Annotated in this window: 11 protein-coding genes; 6 read left to right on the top strand and 5 right to left on the bottom strand. The window is 66.3% G+C overall.

Going from position 1 to position 17,190, the window contains the following annotated elements; all coding sequences use genetic code 11:
* Window positions 1–26 precede the first annotated feature (26 nt).
* Both QZX93_RS17195 and QZX93_RS17190 read right to left on the bottom strand, forming a co-directional pair.
* A complete protein-coding gene (locus QZX93_RS17195; RefSeq protein ID WP_295392806.1) occupies window positions 27–488 on the bottom strand; it encodes a response regulator in 462 nt (153 codons plus the stop codon).
* Window positions 485–2,788, bottom strand: coding sequence for an ATP-binding protein (locus tag QZX93_RS17190; RefSeq protein ID WP_295392805.1), 2,304 nt, complete (start codon window positions 2,786–2,788; stop codon window positions 485–487). The genes QZX93_RS17195 and QZX93_RS17190 overlap by 4 nt, the downstream gene beginning before the upstream one ends.
* A 289-nt stretch (window positions 2,789–3,077) precedes the next feature.
* Here QZX93_RS17190 and QZX93_RS17185 point away from each other — a divergent pair, with 289 nt between their 5' ends.
* Window positions 3,078–4,220: a histidine kinase dimerization/phospho-acceptor domain-containing protein gene (locus QZX93_RS17185; RefSeq protein ID WP_295392804.1), complete on the top strand. Its 1,143-nt coding sequence runs from the start codon at window positions 3,078–3,080 to the stop codon at window positions 4,218–4,220.
* The gene (locus tag QZX93_RS17180) at window positions 4,214–6,229 is read left to right on the top strand and encodes a CHASE domain-containing protein (protein WP_295392803.1); all 2,016 of its coding nucleotides are present in this window, start codon (window positions 4,214–4,216) and stop codon (window positions 6,227–6,229) included. Before QZX93_RS17185 ends, QZX93_RS17180 begins: the two co-directional genes overlap by 7 nt.
* Window positions 6,230–6,416: 187 nt before the next feature.
* Here QZX93_RS17180 and QZX93_RS17175 read toward each other — a convergent pair whose 3' ends face one another.
* The 3 genes from QZX93_RS17175 to QZX93_RS17165 are packed head-to-tail and all read right to left on the bottom strand — an operon-like array spanning window position 6,417 to window position 9,014.
* The gene (locus QZX93_RS17175; protein WP_295392802.1) at window positions 6,417–7,853 is read right to left on the bottom strand and encodes a sensor domain-containing diguanylate cyclase; all 1,437 of its coding nucleotides are present in this window, start codon (window positions 7,851–7,853) and stop codon (window positions 6,417–6,419) included.
* Window positions 7,854–7,875: 22 nt separating this feature from the next.
* Complete coding sequence (locus QZX93_RS17170; protein WP_295392801.1) at window positions 7,876–8,325, bottom strand: hypothetical protein; 450 nt, start codon at window positions 8,323–8,325, stop codon at window positions 7,876–7,878.
* 23 nt (window positions 8,326–8,348) lie between these two features.
* The gene (locus QZX93_RS17165) at window positions 8,349–9,014 is read right to left on the bottom strand and encodes a cobalamin-dependent protein (RefSeq protein ID WP_295392800.1); all 666 of its coding nucleotides are present in this window, start codon (window positions 9,012–9,014) and stop codon (window positions 8,349–8,351) included.
* Window positions 9,015–9,154: 140 nt separating this feature from the next.
* On the opposite strand from QZX93_RS17165, the gene QZX93_RS17160 reads away from it, so the two are divergent.
* The 4 genes from QZX93_RS17160 (at window position 9,155) to QZX93_RS17145 (ending at window position 17,097) form a co-directional block, all read left to right on the top strand.
* Window positions 9,155–13,696 carry a CHASE domain-containing protein gene (locus QZX93_RS17160; RefSeq protein WP_295392799.1) on the top strand — a complete coding sequence of 1,514 codons (4,542 nt, stop codon included), beginning with the start codon at window positions 9,155–9,157 and terminating at the stop codon, window positions 13,694–13,696.
* 164 nt (window positions 13,697–13,860) lie between these two features.
* Complete coding sequence (locus QZX93_RS17155) at window positions 13,861–14,349, top strand: DUF2147 domain-containing protein (RefSeq protein ID WP_295392798.1); 489 nt, start codon at window positions 13,861–13,863, stop codon at window positions 14,347–14,349.
* A gap of 314 nt (window positions 14,350–14,663) precedes the next feature.
* The gene (locus QZX93_RS17150; RefSeq protein ID WP_295392797.1) at window positions 14,664–15,848 is read left to right on the top strand and encodes a Fic family protein; all 1,185 of its coding nucleotides are present in this window, start codon (window positions 14,664–14,666) and stop codon (window positions 15,846–15,848) included.
* A gap of 838 nt (window positions 15,849–16,686) precedes the next feature.
* Window positions 16,687–17,097, top strand: coding sequence for a formylglycine-generating enzyme family protein (locus QZX93_RS17145; RefSeq protein WP_295392796.1), 411 nt, complete (start codon window positions 16,687–16,689; stop codon window positions 17,095–17,097).
* Window positions 17,098–17,190 lie beyond the last annotated feature (93 nt).

Genomic DNA, 17,190 nt, shown 5'->3' with positions numbered 1-17,190 from the left:
CTCGCGTCCGACAGTTTCTTGTGCGTTCACGGCCCGTCGGTCGGCGGGAGCGTGACGGTGGCCAGCCAATAGTGGATCAGGCCGAGCAGCTTTTCTACATAGTGTTCGATCTTCAACGGCTTGCAGAGATATCCGGCGGCCCCGAGACGATAGCAGGCGGCGATATCCCGGGGGTTGCTGGAGGTCGACAGGACCACGATGGGGACCGCCGGCGGGCGTTCGCTCGAGCGCACTGCCGTCAGTAAATCGATGCCGTTCATGCCCAGCAGATTCAGATCGAGCAGCACCACGCAGGGCAGTGAGTGCCCCTGAGTGGACACTGGCTGATCGGGCGACGGGGGCGCCGGACACAACTGCAACAGCGCCTCCTCGGCGCGGACGCAGCGGATGATCTCGCCGCTGAAGCCGGCCTTCTCCAAGGCCCAGGAGGTGACCTCGAAATCCTCGTCCGAATCCTCGACGATCATGACAGGGCGCGTTTGGTTCATTGGTCTAGGTCCACGGTGGCAGGATCGGCGGCCAGGGTAAAATAGAAGGTCGATCCCTGGCCCGGCACGGACTCAACCCAGATGCGTCCGCCGTGGCGTTTGACCACCTTCTGCGCGATGGTCAATCCGACCCCGGCGCCGCCGCCATAGTCGTCACGCCCATGCAGTCGGCGAAAGAGCGCAAAGATGAGCGCACGTTGGGCCGGGGCGATGCCGATGCCGTTGTCACGCACGAAGAACACCGGTGGGGTGCGGTCCGCCAGGCAACCGATGTCGATCCGCTTTTCGGCCTGGTCGTTGTACTTGATCGCGTTGACGATCAGGTTTTGGAAGACCACGGACACGCGCGCCCGATCGCAGGCCACGGCCGGCAGGTCCGGCTGGATGCCGATCGCGATCTGCTCGCCGGAGAAGATCGCTTGGATGATCTCGGCGGTTTCCGCTACTAAGGCACCGATCGGGCAGGCCTCCAACTCGGGCGCGTTGCGCAAGACCCGCGCATAGCGCAGCAAGGATTCCAACAAATAGTCCATACGACCGGTCAGGCGCAGGATCGTCGCGAGCCGCTGCCGGCCCCGGTCGGACAAGTGCGCGGCGTCTTCCATCTTCAATAGATCGGCGAAATTGTGTATGCCTCGTAGCGGTTCACGCAGGTCGTGCGAGGCGGCATAGGCAAAGGCATCGAGATCCAGGTTGCTGCGCTCCAGCTCCGCGTTCATTCGCTCCAAGACCCGGGTGCGCTCGGCCATCGCATCGAAGATCGCCTGCCGTAAGCGTTTTGCATAATCGCGTTCACAGTCCAGCCAGGGGCGCGACTGGCCCCGGACGGTCTCTTTCCAGACGGCGAACGAGGTGCGTGGACGCAGGCGAATTTCCCGGTCTTGGGTGTCGATCTCGACCGGTTTATTGGGATCGCCGGCCCAATGGATCTGCGCCAGTGCCTCCGGGCGAAACCAGATCGCCAGATCCGCATCCGCGCGGGCGAGTCGAATGCTCAGGACCCCGCTGGCCTCGGCACTAAACGCTGCCGCCGGCGGGAACGCTTGGGCCAGATGGTGGGTAGAAAAAACCACCTCATCCTGCTGGGCCAGCCAGTCCGCGATCAGTCTGACCTGTCCCGCCGATGGGGTGTTGCCGAGCAGGGTCGCCTTCCCGTCGATGATCAGCGCCGCCCCATCGGCATCGATCGCCGCCAGCAGGTTGGTGTCGCCCGCAACCAGCGCCGCGTGATAGGGCTCGCTCGCCGCCATCGCGTCGGCGAGTTGGTGCAACACCCGATCGAGCCGCGCCCGGTAGGCGGCATGGTCCAGGTCCTCCCGATGGCCCATGAGTTGCGAGGCGACCTGGGTCAGCAATTCGATCGGCACCCGCTGTTCGTAAGTGAGATAGCGCGGTGTACTGTGCTGCATACAGGAGATCAGGCCCCAGAGCGCGCCGTCCTTGAGCAAGGGCATGACCAGGGTGGCCTTGGCCCCCATGTTGCGTAGATAATCGCTATACATCACCGAGACGCTACGCAGAAACGAATAGCTCAGATCGACCGGCTGCCCGCCGGTTGCCGGCAGTGACTGCGGGAGTAGTGGCACCGGCACATAATCCACGTCCGGGAGGTGGCGCAGCGCACTGAGCGCAAACATCCGCCGGGCCGGCGCGGGGATGTCGCTGGCCGGGTAATGCAGGCCCAGATAGGCATCGAGCTGCGGGGCGCGCACCTCCGCCACGACCTCCCCGCTGCCGTCCTGGTCGAAGCGATAGGCCATGACCCGCTCAAAACCGCTCAGTGTGCGTATCCGCTCCACCAGGACCGCGAGCAAGCTGTTAAGCGAGGGGGTACGCTGTAACTGCCCGACCATGTCGGGCAAGCCGAAGAGTATCTCACTGCGCATGCGCTCGCTCGCGTCGCTCCCCCGCTCCAGTTCCAATAGCACCAGGCCATCGTTGCGATGACCGAACAGGTGCAGGCGCCGATCCGGCAGGTAGAGCAGATGGGCGAGCGCATCGGTCGGATCGGCCGCGTCGAGCCGGGTGCGCAGCGTGCGCGCGTCTGCCTCGCCTAACAGTTGATCGAGCGTTTGCCCAATCACGGGTGCGTCCGGCAGGTCCAGAAAACCGGCGGCGTTGGCACTCGCCTGGATCGCCAACAACGTCGGCTCGGCCAGCACCAGCAGCGCCCCGTGGGGCTGGATGGTCGTGACCAGGTGGATCGGCTCGCGATCGCAATTGGAAAGGTCCAGCGTCTGCGCCGTGACCTCGCCGGGATCGGTCGCGGCGGCGCCGCTGTTGGGCGATGGTTCAAGCATCGTGCATTGCCTCTGGGTGCGTGGTTCAGCCCGGGAACCGGTCGATTGCGGCCACCTGGATCTGGGGGTGACGGCGCCGAATACACTGACGCGGCCAAGTATAACCAGGTTATCGTCGCCGCGGGCGGCGTCGGGCTGGGCGAAGACCTGGAGATCCTCCAGCCGGTGCCGGGCGGTCTGCGCCAGCGCCCGGGCGTCCGCAGCGCGAGTCAGGCGAGCGGCGATAGACCCAGGCGTCCGGTCGCCCTATGCTGATACACCCACCGCACTCCCAATCCATGGAGTCACCATGCCTTCCCTCAGCGACCAGACCGACCGCACACGCACTGGTTTGCTCATCGTGATAGGCATCGCGTTGCTGCTGCCGATCGGTGCGCCGGCACAAAAGCGCGTGCTGCGTGTCATCGGTGACGAAAACTTCCCGCCCTCTCTGTTTCTCGACGCGGCAGGCCAGGAGGAGGGCTTACTGGTCGATGTCTGGAGGCTCTGGGAGCCCGCCGATTATGAGCGTTACGTGTACTATGCGCTACCGGGCGTCGGCGGCGTGGTCTGGGACGGGGTCGCGCTCGACGTCACCGACGCGCGCGACGCCGAGGCGAAGCTCCAGCAGAGCGAGGAGCGCTTCCGCCGCAAGGATGGGGCGTCCTATCCGATCGAGATGACGGTCTATCTGCACCCTTGCGCCAGCGGGGATTGGTTCATCAGCTTTTTTGAAGACATCACCGCACGTAAGGCGGCAGAGGCGGCGTTGATCGTCGCCAAGGACGCGGCGGAGGCGGCCAACCGGGCGAAGAGCGCCTTTCTGGCCAACATGAGCCACGAGATCCGCACGCCGATGAACGCCATCCTCGGATTCGCCTATCTGCTGGAGAACGAGATCGTCGCACCCAAGCCGCGCGAGTGGCTGGTCAAGGTTACGAGCGCCGCCCAGAACCTTTTGAATCTACTCAATGATATCCTCGACCTCTCCAAGATCGAGGCCGAACGCATCGTCGCCTTGACCGCCAATGCCATCGAGGATGATCGGCAAGCCTGTCTGGCGGCGGGGATGAATGACCATATCCCCAAACCGGTGAACCCGGGCCGGCTCTACGGTCTGCTGTTGCAGTGGCTGCCGCGCGGCGCCGCACCGGCGGCGGATGCGGCCAGCGCTCAGGGTCAGGGAGCGGGTTTGCTCCGGGATGGCGTCGCACCCGCGGGCGCGACCACGCCACCCCTCACCCACGCCGAGCAGGCAGCCGCTCGCGCCCTCCTGGAGCGTATCGAACAACTCCTGATCCACGGCGACCTCGCGGTCAAGGAGACCCTACGCCGGGAACACGCCAGCCTCAGGGCGCTGCTGGGGGATGCCGCACACATCCTGACGCAGCAGGTCGCTGCCTTCGATTTCGAGGCCGCGCTGCTGACCTTACGGGAGGCCTCAACATGGTGACAGCCGAGGGTGGTCGCCCCCCGACCCTGCGGGGTTGGCGGGCGTGGGGGCTGCGCCTGTTGCCCTGGCTGATCATGGGGGCAACGCTTGCCATCACCGGGCTGCTATGGCTGGAAGGGCGCAACCAGCAAATGGAGCATGTGCGCCGCGATGTCAGCCAGGAGGTGGCCAAGGTGCGCACCCGCATCGAGGGCCGTCTTCAGGCCAACGCGCAGATCCTGCGCGGGGTGGCCGGGCTCTTTGCGGTTAGCGATCGCATCGACCGCGAACAGTTTCGCGACTATGTGGAGTCGCTGCGTTTGGCGGCCCGCTACCCGGGGATTCAGGGGGTCGGTTTCGCGCGCCTGATCGTGCCGCAGGACCTGGCGGCCTTTGTTCAGGAGGTCCGGGCGGAGGGCTTTCCAGACTATGAGGTGCATCCGCCCGGCGAGCGGGCGAGCTATACCGCTATCGTCTATCTGGAACCCTTCGACTGGCGCAATCAACGCGCCTTTGGCTATGACATGTTGTCTGAGCCGGTGCGCCGGGCCGCCATGGTGCGTGCCTGGGAGCAGGGGCAGTTGAGCATTTCAGGCAAGGTCAGGCTGCTTCAGGAGACCGAGCAGGATGTGCAGGCCGGTTTTCTGATCTATCTCCCGGTCTATCGGCGCGGCCTGCCCCATAATACGGATGCGGAGCGCCGTGCCAATCTGCTGGGCTGGGTCTATTCACCGCTGCGCATGCAAAACCTGATGCAGAGCTTCCTGCAACGCGACTACCCGGAATTGGCGCAACGGCTCGGCATCGCCATCTATGACGGAACGGCAACGACCGCCGATGGGCTAATGTTCGCCTCACAGTCGCGCCTCGCCGTGTCGGCGGGGCGCTTCCAGGAGACCCTGCCAATCGACCTCAGCGGTCATCGCTGGACGCTGCATGCCCAGACCCTGCCGGCCTTCGATCGTCAGGTCCAGCGCTTCACCGAGCGGGATTGGATCGTCCTCGGGGTCGGCGGTGCGCTGAGTATCGCCCTGTCGCTGCTCGCCTGGGTGCTCATCAAGACCCATATACGGGTCGCTGCGGCCCTGTGCGAGACGCGGCTGGCGCATTGTGAATTGCTGGAGAGCCAGGAGCGCCTGCGGCTTATTTTCGACGCCTCCGAGGTGGCTATTTTTCTCACCGATTTAGAGGGCTGTATCACTCAGGCCAATGAGCGTATGGCCGAGATGTTCAATTGCCCCATGGGGCAGTTGATCGGCAGCGACTATGTCAGTCACATTCACCCCGCCGAGCGCGCGATCGGTCGGCAGCGGATGCGCGAATTGCTGGCCCAGCAGACCGCCGAGGTCAAGTTGGAGCGACGCTATTGGCGCGAGGATGGGAGCGAATTCTGGGGCCTGCTTGACGGACACCTGGTGCGGGATGGGCAGGGTCAGCCGATCGGTTTGATCGGGGTGATCGCCGATACCACGCAGCGCAAGGAGGCCGAGGCGCGGATCCAATTCCTGGCGCATCACGATTATCTGACCGGTCTACCGAATCGCGCACTGTTTGTCGAACAGATGGAACAGGCCCTGGCCCTGGCGCAGCGCTATCGCCGCCAACTGGGGTTGCTCTTTCTGGACCTGGATGGGTTCAAGCCCATCAACGACCAATATGGCCATCACGTGGGCGATGAGGTGCTGCGCGAGGTGGCCGCGCGGCTGCGCGATAAGGTCCGGGCGTCCGATACCGTGTGCCGGCAGGGCGGCGACGAATTCGTGATTCTGGTGCCTGAGTGTCCCGGCCGGCACCAGCTCGAACAACTGGCCCAGGTCCTGGTGGGGGTGGTGGGCGAGCCCTATGAGGTCTTGGGGGCGACCCTGAGTGTCACCGTGAGTATTGGGATCGCCATCTATCCGGACCACGGCGAGCAGGTCGATGACCTGCTGCGCAGTGCGGATGCCGCCATGTATCTGGCCAAGGCCGCCGGCCCTGGTCAGGCGCGCTTCGCCGATGGGCAGGTGAATGTCACTGGCCCGGCAGGCTGATCAACCTAGAAAGAGCAGTTGTCACGCCAAGGCGCCAAGCTCGCCAAGGCTTTTCAGTACGTTATCAGCGTTGCGCCAGTCACCCGGAGGGTAATCTGGAGAGCGACTCTACCCGATTGTATTTCTTGGCGAGCTTGGCGCCTTGGCGTGAGCAATTCCCGGGTTTAGGATCAACCCCGTCGCGGCCTCAGTCTACTGGGTCGCCGTGCGGTGGGGGCCTCACATGGGCCTGGTGGCCCGGCACCGGGTTGACGCGGCCTGGCAGCGGGTGGGGGTGAGCATGGGTGCGCTTGACCGCGTACATGGCGAGATCGGCCCGGTGCAGCAGGTCCTCGGCGGTCTCGCCGGCCACGGGGCCGATGGCGATGCCGATACTGGCGCCCACGCTGAGGCTTAAGCCATTGAGCCACAGCGGCCGGTCCAGGCCGGCCAGGACCTTGTGGGCCACCTGCTCCGCTTGCCCGGCGGACCGCACATCGCGCAGCACCACCACAAACTCATCCCCGCCGAGCCGCGCCACGCTGTCGGTATCGCGCACGCTGCGCTTGAGCCGGCGGGCGACGGTCTGGAGCACGGTGTCGCCGGTGGCGTGTCCATGGGTGTCGTTGATCGGCTTGAAGCGGTCGAGGTCGATGAACAGCACCCCCACCAAGGTATCGCGGCGCTGGGCATCGCGCAGGGCCTCGGATAGCCGGTCGAACAGCAGGACACGATTGGGCAGGCCGGTGAGTGCGTCGTGCTCGGCCTGGAATTGCGCCTGCTCCAGGGCCCGGATCTCGGCGCCGATGTCGTTATAGACGGCGATATAAAGCCCCTCGTCGGCGCTGTCGCGCAGGCTGGAGATAGACAGGCGCTGCACATAGACCTCGCCGTTCTTGCGCCGGTTCCACAGGTTTCCCTGCCAGCGCCCGTCGGTTGCCAAGCGTTGGCGCAGGTCGGCATAGAACGGCGGCGGGTGGTGGCCCGAGGCCAGCAGCTTGGGGGTGCGCCCAAGGACCTCCGCCGGATCGTAGCCGGTGATCCGGCTGAAGGCCGGATTGACCGCGCGGATGTGGGCGCGAAGATCGGTCACCATCACCGGGTCGGCGAGGTGTTCGACGATGCGCCGAAAGCGCTGTTCGCTGTCGCGCAGGGTCTTGACCTGTTCTTCCAGTTCGATCAGCGTCTGTGCCAGACGGGCGTTCTTCTGGAGCAGGCCCCGCTGTAGATTGTTGATTTCCTGATTGGTGCGAGAGGTCTCACGCTCCAACCGGTCGAGTTCGAGCACGTCGTATTCGCCGACGATCAAGACCTCTCCACCCTTGCGATAGGCCTGGGCGCGCAGGGTGCGGCTCATCCGGTAGCCATCGCCCACCGTCAGCCAGCCGCTGAAGACCAGGCCCCCGGTGCGTGGTGCGAGCAGGTCGTCAAAGCTGGGGTTGACCAGATAGTCGCGCCGCGCCCGCGGCGGCGTGTCGCCGCCCAGTACCGCGCGCATGCCCCGGTTGAGATAGAGTGGCTGGCCCTCAATGGTAAAGCGCCCGACCGCCAGGGCGGTGCTCGCCTCCTGCGCCTGCCCGAGTTCGGCGCGCCAGGTGTCGCCCGGCCCCTGGGTGCAATCGTCGAGTGGGGTCGCGGCGGGCATGACGTGACGCTCCGGCGCTCGCCTAGCCCTGCGCGGCCGCGGGCTCGGTCAAGGCCGCGAAAGCGGGGCAATGATCGCTTAGCCAGCGATAGAGCGGGGCGAGCTCGGCGTGGGCCGACGGCGTGAGCCGCTGCTGCATCGCGACCTGCCAGGCGGCGAGTTCGATCGGCCAGTAGGCGCTCTGGAAGCCGCGGGCACGGTAGCTGCGGAACACCCACAGCACCGACTCGGTGAGTACCACTGGGTCATAGTGCCGCAGCAGCGCGGCGATGAACTCGGCATGGTGGCGGTGGTTATCGCGCATCAAGGCGCGGTTGTCGGGACCGATCAGGTCAGCGAGATCGGGCCGCGCCAGTAGGCTGCGATCGACGTCCACCACCAGTGCATCCCGGGCGGCGGCGTAGGCGTCGGCCGTGCCGGGCGAGCAGGCGGGGAGGGCGCGGGCGCTGTCAATCAATTGCTCAAGGGTCATGCGGGGCCTGCCGGGTTGGGGCGTCAATGCAGACTGGTTACGAAACGTTCGAGCGTGTCGAGGTTGGCCGTGTAATGGACCTTGGGGTCGGTGCTCAGGGTGGCTCCGACCTGCCGTAACCCCTGGCCGCCGATCAGCACCGGCAGGTCCGGGTGGGCGCAGCGCAGCCGCGCGAGCGCGTCGAGCAACGTGCCCAGATGGGCGTAGACGCTGAGCGAGAGACCGACCGCGTCGGGGTGCAGGTCCAGCACCGTGCGCAACAGCTCGGCGGTCGGGGTGTCGGCGCCCAGATAGAGCGCCTCCCAGCCGTGCATCTCGAACACATCGCAGACCATCTTGGCGCCGACCTGATGCAGTTCGCCCTCCACCGACCCGACAATGATTCGTCGCCCGCGGCGGTGCGGCGCGATGACCCGCGGATACAGTCGATTGAGCAGGCCCTCGACGATGGCCGTGGCCAGACGCTCGTTGCCGACCGAGATCCGGTTGTACTGCCACTCCTCGCCCACCTGGTAGAGCGCGCGCTGGAACAGTTGCTGGTAGAGCGCCAGGATCGGCACCCGCGCGCCCAGGCACTGCTCGGTTAGGGCCTCGCACTCACGCCGGTCGCCGGCCAGCAGGGCGGCGAGAAATCCGGGGTAAAGCCCCGCCAGGGTCTGGTCGGGTGAGTTGAGGGTTTCGGTGGCCATTGAGAGAGTCATTGGGGAGACACCAAGCGCGCCTAACGTCCGCCGATCGGTGGGCGTCGCCAGCGGCCCCCGGGGAGCGTATCTTAGCCGATGTGTGACTGTAAATTTATCGTTAAACCAAGAATTACACAAACCGATCGATGACGCACCTCCCAACCAATCCGTCCGCGGCGGCGGGCCACCTGCGGCCCCCGCGGCCCCCGCTGGCCGTGCAGGCCATCCTAACCCGGGGCGCGTGGCGCCAGGCCTGGCCGGCCGGGGCGGTGCTCGCGGCTGCCCTGGCGCTGACCCTGACGGCGACCCTCTACACCCGGGCCGAGGTGCAGTTCCAGGAGCGCCGCGACCTGGCCGCGATCGGTGCCGAGCTCGTGGCCAAGATCGATGCGCGCCTGCACGCCCACGCCCAGGTCCTGCGCAGCGGGGCGGCCTATGTTGCGGTCGCCGGCGAGGTCAGCCGGGCGCAGTGGCAGACCTTTGTTGAGCGCAGCCGGATCCATCTCAACCTGCCGGGGATTCAGGGCATCGGCTTCGCGCTAATGATCGCGCCCGACCAACTGTCCCAGCACGAGGCGGAGGTCCGCGCCCAGGGCTTCCCGGACTATCGGGTGTGGCCCGCGGGCCGCCGCGACCCCTATTCGGCGATCGTCTATCTGGAGCCCTTCGCCGGGCGCAATCTGCGCGCCTTCGGCTATGACATGCTGTCCGAGCCGGTGCGCCGCGCCGCCATGGAGCGCGCGCGCGACGAGGACCGGGCGGTGCTCTCCGGCAAGGTCCATCTGGTGCAGGAGACCGCGCGGGACGTCCAGGCCGGGACCCTGATGTATGTCCCGGTCTACCGCCTGGGGCGGCCGACCGGCACCGTGGCTGAACGTCGCGCCGCCCTGCTCGGCTGGGTCTACAGTCCCTATCGGATGGACGACCTGATGTTCGGGATCCTGGCGGGTTGGGACCTGGATGACGGCCAGCGTGTGCGCCTCGCGGTCTATGAGGGCGATCGGCCCTCCGACGACACCCTGCTGTTCGACAGTCAGCCGGGGGCCGCCGCGCCAGCGGCCGACGCGCTACGCCTGCCGATCCTGTTCAATGGGTCGCGCTGGACCCTGATCCTCGCGCGCTCCGGCCCGCTGGCGGGCGAGGACCCGCGGGTCTGGCTGGTCGGCGGCGGTGGGAGTGTCATCGGCGTGCTGCTCGCGGCCCTGGTGCTGGCGCTCTTGAACACGCGCCGCCAGGCCACCCGGTTGGCCGCGGAGTTGGCCGCGCGCCAGCGGGCGGAGGCGGCGCGGCGCGGGGCCGAGCGCCAATACCGCGAGATCTTCGAGGCCTCGCCGGTGGGGCTCTTTCAGACCACCCCGCGGGGGCGTTGCATCAATGCGAATCCGATCTGTGTCCGGATGTTCGGTTTCGCCAGCCTCGATGAGTTCGTGGCGAACGGCGCCGACATCGGCCCCCGCTTCTATGCCGATGCGCAGGACCGGGTGCGCCTGGTCCGTCTGGTGGCCGAGCAGGGCCAGGTGCAGGGTTACGAGGTGCGGTTGCGCCGCCGCGATGGGGAGGTCTTCTGGGCTAGCATCGACCTCTCGGTGGTGCCGGCCGAGGCCGGTGGCGAGCTCCACTATCAGGGGGCGGTCAGCGACATCGACGACCGCAAACAGGCGCAGTTGTCGCTCGCGATCGCCCTGACCAAGTACCTGACGCTGTTCGAGAATCTGCCGCTCGGCCTGACCGTGACCGACGCCGCCGGCGAGATCCTCGAGGCCAACCCGCTCGCCGAGACCCTGCTCGGACTCCCCAGCGCGCAGCCGCGCCAACGCGAGCTCGACAGCCCGGCCCGGCGGCTCGTGCGGCTCGACGGCACGCCCATGCCGAGCCTTGAGTACCCCAGTGTGCGGGCGCTCCAGACCGGTCAGGGGGTGCATCGTGCGGAGATGGGGGTGGTCCGGCCGGACGGAGAGGTGACCTGGATCGAGGTGACCGCCGCCCCCCTGCCGTTGCCGGGCTATGGCGTAGTCGTCGCCTATGGCGACATCACCGAGCGCCTGGCGGCCCAGGCGGCGCTGCGCGAGAGCGAGCGCGACTACCGCGGTCTGGTCGATAACCTGGATGCCGGGGTGGTCGTGCATGGACCGGACACCGCGATCCGCTTGGCCAATGCCATGGCCTCGCGCTTGCTGGGCCTGAGCCTGGCGCAGCTCTATGGCAAGGCGGCGATCGACCCGGCCTGGTGCTTTATCCGCGAGGACGGTACGCGGATGCCCTTGGCCGAGTATCCGGTCAATTGCGCCTTGGCGGCCGGCGCCTTGGTGCGCAATCTGAACCTTGGTATCCTGCGGCCCGATCGCCAGGCGCCGATCTGGGTCCAATGCGAGGCCCACCCGCTGCGCGACGACCAGGGTGCGATCGCGCAGGTCGTCGTGACCTTTTTCGACATCACGGCGCGCGTGCAGGCGGAGACCCAGTTGCAGGCGCGCGAGTCGCTGCTGCGGGCGGTCGTCGACAACGTGCCGTTCGAGTTCTGGGCGCGCGACTGCGATGGGCGTTGCTTCATGGAAAACGCCCGCCTGGTCGCGCACTGGGGCAGCATCCTGGGCCGCTGCCAGGAGGATACCGGGTTGAGCCCGGCGGAGTTGGCGATCTGGCAGGCCAATAACGTCCGTGCCCTGGCCGGGGAGGTGGTGGACGAGGAGGTGACCTATTGCGTCAACGATGAGCCGCACACCTTCCAGAACATCATTGCGCCGATCCGTAGCGGGGATACGATCCGGGGCATCCTGGGGGTCAATATCGATATCACCGAGCGCAAGCGGGCGGTGGATACCCTGGTGAAGAGTCAGGCGTTGCTCAATGAGATGGGGCGGATCGCGGGTATCGGCGGTTGGGACTTGGACCTGGCCACCGGTCGCGTGACCTGGACCGAGACGGTGTATCGCATTCACGAAGTGCCCATGACCTTCAGTCCCACCCTGGACAACGCTATTGCATTCTATGCCCCGGCGTCCCGCCCACTGATCGAGGCCGCCGTGCAGGCGGCGATTGCGGCGGGGCAGCCCTTTGACCTGGAGGCCGAGTTCATGACCGCCAAGGGTCAACATCGCTGGGTCCACGTCATCGGCAGGCCGGAGGCGGAACACGGCCAGACCGTTGCGCTCTCGGGCGTCTTTCAGGACATCAGCGCCCGTAAGGAGGCGGAACTGGAGCTTGACCGCTATCGCCATCACCTGGAAACCCTGGTGGATTCGCGCACCCAGGAGCTGCGCGAGGCGCGCGACGCGGCCGAGGCGGCCAATCGGGCCAAGAGCGCCTTCCTGGCCAATATGAGTCACGAGATCCGCACCCCCATGAACGCGATCATCGGGCTGAATCACCTGCTGCGCCGCGAGCTCCCCGACCCCAAGTCGCAGGATCGGCTGTCAAAGGTGGGGGCGGCCGCCCGGCACCTGCTGGGTATTCTCAATAATGTGCTGGATCTGTCCAAGATCGAGGCCGGCCGGGTGTCACTGGAGACGATCGACTTTGCCCTGAATCAGGTCCTGGACGGCACCCTGTCGCTGTTCGGCGAGCGGGCGGCGGAGCAGGGGTTGGGGTTTAGCGTCGCCATCGAGCCCGGCGTCCCGTCGCGCCTGCACGGCGACCCGCTGCGTCTGGGGCAGATGGTGGCGAACTATGTGTCGAATGCGCTCAAGTTCTCCGCGCGGGGCGAGGTCCGGATAAGGGCCTGGGTGGCGGGGGCGGACGCCGCCGGGGTGCTGCTGCGCCTCGAGGTGAGGGATGAGGGCATCGGTTTGACGCCGCAGCAGCAGGCGCGGCTGTTTCAGCCCTTCGTCCAGGCGGACAACTCGATCACCCGCGAATATGGCGGCACCGGTCTGGGCCTGGTCATCGTCGCGCGCCTGGCGGCCCTGATGGGCGGCGAGGTGGGGGTGTTGAGCCGCCCCGGCGAGGGCAGTACCTTCTGGTTCACCGCCCGCCTGGGGCGGGTGGCGGGTGCGACCGAGTCGGCCCCGGCGCCGCCGTACCCGGTGGGGAGCGCCGAACGGACCCTGGCCAGGTACCGCGGCACCCGCGTGCTGTTGGTCGAGGACGAGCCGGTCAATCAGGCGGTGACCTGCGACCTGCTGGGCGATCTGGGGCTGGTGGTGGACGTGGTCGACAACGGCCGCGCGGCCGTGGAGCGGGTGCCGGAGGGCGACTATGCGCTGGTGCTGATGGACGTGCAGATGCCGATCATGGATGGGCTGGCGGCCACCCGGGCGATCCGTGCCTTGCCCGGCAAGGCGTCCTTGCCGATCCTGGCGATGACCGCGAGCGCCTTTGCCGACGACCGCCAGCGCTGTCTGGAGGCCGGGATGAACGACCATATCGCCAAGCCGGTGGAGCCGGAGCGGCTCTATGAGACGCTGGTGCGCTGGTTGCCGCCGCTACGTGACGTGCGGCCGGACGCGCCGGTGCAATCCGGCCCGGCGCCGGAGTCGGCCGCGCCGGATGGGGCGCAGGTGCGGGCGGTGTTGGGCGAGTTGGAGGCGCTGCTGGCGCAGGACGACACGCGGGCCGCGGCCATCTGGTTCGAGCACGCGTCCCTGATCACGGTCGCGCTGGGTCCGCGCGGGACCCAACTGGGCCGCGAGATCGAGCGTTTCGACTACGAGGAGGCGCTTGAGACCCTGCGCGGGTATCTGGCGGGGTGAGCCCACGTGACTCCCCAGGCCGGACGGGGCATTCGCCCCGGCCGCAACGGTTTGGCTGCCGCAGTAGCCTCTGACCTTGGTGTTGTCCGCCCGGCCCCAAACGCCCGGGACGCGGCTTCAAACCCCGTCCAGCCATAGAAAGAAATCGATTCGGAGAACCTGCAATGACCCGTCGCTACTGCCTGTTACTCGTCTGTCTCGCCCTCGGCCTGCCCAGCGCGGCCGCCTTGGCGGCCCCCACCCCGGTGGGCTACTGGCTCGTCCAGGAAGGGACCTCCGTCGTCCAGATCGAGGAGTCCGGCGGGAAGCTGGGCGGGCGGATCGTCTGGCTGAAGGAACCCAACTACCCGGCGGGCAGCAAGCAGGGGCCGGCCGGCCAGCCGAAGGTGGATGCGCACAACCCGGACGCCGCCAAGCGTGACCGCAAGTTGCTGGGCCTGCCCATCGTCTGGGGCCTCTCGCCGCCCGACGCCAAGGGCGTGTGCGACGGCGGGCAGGTCTATGACCCGCGCAACGGCAAGACCTACTCCGGCACCATCACCATGGCGGGCAAGGACCGGCTGGAGTTGCGCGGTTACATTATGGTGAGCCTGATCGGGCGGAGCAGCACCTGGACGCGGGTGGACCCGGGCAAGTATGGGCTGAAGCCCTGAGTGCGGCGGCGGTGCGGGGGTCTTGATCATCATTCCTGCCGGCGGCGATCGGTCCGCACAGCGGACCCTACGGCGTCCGCCGTGCCCGTCGGGTCCGCTGTGCCCGTAGGGTCCGCTGTGCGGACCAGCGACCTTGCGGTTAGTGCGGTGGCAGGGGTTATGACCAAGGCTAGTGCGGGACTGGTGCGACGCTCCATCGACTGGACATTTTTCCGGACAATTCTTCGCGCGGTGGTTCCAGTAATCAATCGCAATCAGTAATATGCGATCATCTCTCGCCGGACATTTTTCCGGACCAGGAGACCAGATCGCCGATGCCCGAGTTCGCTGACCACCGCCTGACCGTCGAGACCGCCCGTTTCGGCCCCTTCGCCTTCCAGTTGGGCGTCGATGCCGCCGCGGTCGAGACCGCCTTGCTGCGCGTCAGCGATGCACAGCAGCGTTTCCAGGCGTCGCCGCTGTCTCAGGTCGCCAGCCAATTGGAGCGGGAGGTGGTGGCTACCAGCATCTTCGGCACCAACAGCATCGAGGGCGGCACCCTCTCGGAGGAAGCGACCCAACAGGCCCTCGACCTGGACCCGACCATGGTCCAGGACATCGAGCAGCGGCGCGTACTCAACCTCAAGGCCGCCTACGACCTCGCCAGCCGGGCGGTGGCGGCACCCGACTGGCGCCTGGACCTGCCCTTCATCCGGTCCGTTCATGCCGCTGTCACCGGTCGCTTGCCGCACCAGTACAACCAGCCCGGTGTGCTGCGGGACAACCCCAAGACCATCGTCACCCAGGTCGGGGATCAGAACCACGGCGGGCGCTACAAACCGCCCCAATTCGGCGGCGACGTGCGCCTGCTGCTCGACTCGCTACTGCGTTGGCACCAGGAATTGCTCGATCTCAAGGTCCCCGTCCTGATCCGCGCGCCGCTCGTCCATTATTATTACGAGCAGATTCACCCCTTCTGGGACGGCAACGGCCGCGTCGGGCGCGTCATCGAGGCCAGCCTGCTGCTGCACGAGGGTTTCAGGTATGCCCCATTCGCCCAGGCGCGCTATTACCTCGACCAGATCGACCGCTATTTCACCCTGTTCAACACCTGCCGCAAGGCAGCGGACAAGGGCGCGCCCCATCCCAACACCGACTTCGTGCGCTTCTTCCTGGACGGCCTGCTGATCAGCCTCAACACCCTGCACGACCGGGTCAATCGCCTGGTGGAAGTTCGGCTGTTTGAGAGTGACTTGAAGCGCCGGTATGACCAGAAGCAGATCAACGCGCGTCAATACGCCATCGCCACCCAGGTGCTCGGCGCCCGCGGTCCGCTGCCGTTGGCGGAGCTGCGTCGCGCGCCCTGGTACCTTGGGCTCTATACGCAACTCACCGACAAGACCAAGCAGCGCGACCTGCAAGGGCTGAGGGAGCAGGGGTTAGTGGTGTTTGGCAAGAGCAATCAGCTGCGGGCGGGCGTTGGGGCTCAGGACGCGCACGACCATCAGTCAAAGCGCTAGCACTACAAGGGGCGAACAGGTCATTCGGGTGGCTCGGACCCGTTCTACTGCAACGGTGTCGGCAGGACGATGCATCTGGAGCATTGACAAGCTGCGTAAAATTTGATCGACTGATGTTCCAGATCACGTTGAGCACCGAATCAACGAGGTCCAGAATGTGTCACTACCATGATTAATAAGACCGACTGCGACAGGGATTGAACTGATGTTGGTATGCAGACATTGTGACCAGTCACTGGGTTGGGTGATCGCGTATTGTCCATTTTGCGGCAAGCATCAGCCGACTGATGTCGCGGCAGAGTCGCCGGCACCGGAGATGGTGCCGGCCCAGGCGGCGCCGGCTGATTTAGTCGAAACCCGGCAGGAAGGAGCTCCGACGGTGGGGGTCGACCTGCGGGACATGCAGTCCATCGCTGCGGGCCAGTCCGTGCTACCCCTGGACCCGGTCCCCGTGGGAGCGGCGTCCCGCCGCGAAGACCCCGCGCCAAGACCGGAGCGCGCTGTTGCACCGGAGTCCCTACCAGGCGGTAGCCCCGCTCATCGATCCGACACAAAAAACGAAGAACACGGCGGGCGGCGCTGATGGTGGCCGACGGTACTCACTGGTCTGACGGTGCTGGGCCTTGCTCTCTGGTACCAGTTCACCCCGGGCCGCAACAGCGTAATTCCGAAACCCCAGACCGCGGCCGTGAGCCAACCGATCAATCATGCGCCCACCCCAGCGGCGACACCAGTCATCGTTCAGCCCTCCTCGGAACCCCAACACGCATCATCAGCACAAATTGCCGATTCTTCTGCCGGGAAGGATCAGAATGGGGGGTTGAATCTAGACCCGCCCATGGTCTACATTCCCGTCGGCAGCTTTTTGATGGGCTGCCAGCCGGCCGAAAAGGACTGCTTTCCCGACGAGAAGCCAGCCCATCAGGTCCAAATCCCCGCCTTTGAGATAGGCAAATACGAAGTAACCTTTGACGAATGGGACACCTGCGTGGCCGACGGCGGTTGTACCCAGAAACCCGGCGACGCGGGCCGGGGTCGGGGCCGACGCCCGGTCATCAATGTCTCTTGGGACGATGCCCAGCAGTATGTGACCTGGCTGAGCCGTAAGACCGGTAAGCCCTATCGCCTGCCCAGCGAGGCCGAATGGGAATATGCCGCCCGCGCGGGGACCCAGACCGCCTGGTCGTTCGGCGATGATGAAAAGGCCCTAGTACCGCAGGATGAAAGTGCTCGGACCATGTCAAGCTAGGCTGCCAACGGCTTGCCTTGGTAGGTCCAGCGGAATGGTTTGGCCATTGTCTTGTTGAAATAGTCGATGAAGTTTTTGATTTTCTGGCAAAGG

Source organism: uncultured Thiodictyon sp. (assembly GCF_903946935.1).
Classification (GTDB): domain Bacteria; phylum Pseudomonadota; class Gammaproteobacteria; order Chromatiales; family Chromatiaceae; genus Thiodictyon.
This window is presented reverse-complemented; position numbering and strand designations above follow the sequence as displayed.

What these genes read in the sequence shown, in the direction of transcription:
- QZX93_RS17195 (WP_295392806.1), bottom strand. Translation starts at nt 488, where the DNA reads ATGAACCAAACGCGCCCTGTCATGATCGTCGAGGATTCGGACGAGGAT.
- QZX93_RS17190 (WP_295392805.1), bottom strand. Translation starts at nt 2,788, where the DNA reads ATGCTTGAACCATCGCCCAACAGCGGCGCCGCCGCGACCGATCCCGGC.
- QZX93_RS17185 (WP_295392804.1), top strand. Translation starts at nt 3,078, where the DNA reads ATGCCTTCCCTCAGCGACCAGACCGACCGCACACGCACTGGTTTGCTC.
- QZX93_RS17180 (WP_295392803.1), top strand. Translation starts at nt 4,214, where the DNA reads ATGGTGACAGCCGAGGGTGGTCGCCCCCCGACCCTGCGGGGTTGGCGG.
- QZX93_RS17175 (WP_295392802.1), bottom strand. Translation starts at nt 7,853, where the DNA reads ATGCCCGCCGCGACCCCACTCGACGATTGCACCCAGGGGCCGGGCGAC.
- QZX93_RS17170 (WP_295392801.1), bottom strand. Translation starts at nt 8,325, where the DNA reads ATGACCCTTGAGCAATTGATTGACAGCGCCCGCGCCCTCCCCGCCTGC.
- QZX93_RS17165 (WP_295392800.1), bottom strand. Translation starts at nt 9,014, where the DNA reads ATGGCCACCGAAACCCTCAACTCACCCGACCAGACCCTGGCGGGGCTT.
- QZX93_RS17160 (WP_295392799.1), top strand. Translation starts at nt 9,155, where the DNA reads ATGACGCACCTCCCAACCAATCCGTCCGCGGCGGCGGGCCACCTGCGG.
- QZX93_RS17155 (WP_295392798.1), top strand. Translation starts at nt 13,861, where the DNA reads ATGACCCGTCGCTACTGCCTGTTACTCGTCTGTCTCGCCCTCGGCCTG.
- QZX93_RS17150 (WP_295392797.1), top strand. Translation starts at nt 14,664, where the DNA reads ATGCCCGAGTTCGCTGACCACCGCCTGACCGTCGAGACCGCCCGTTTC.
- QZX93_RS17145 (WP_295392796.1), top strand. Translation starts at nt 16,687, where the DNA reads ATGGTCTACATTCCCGTCGGCAGCTTTTTGATGGGCTGCCAGCCGGCC.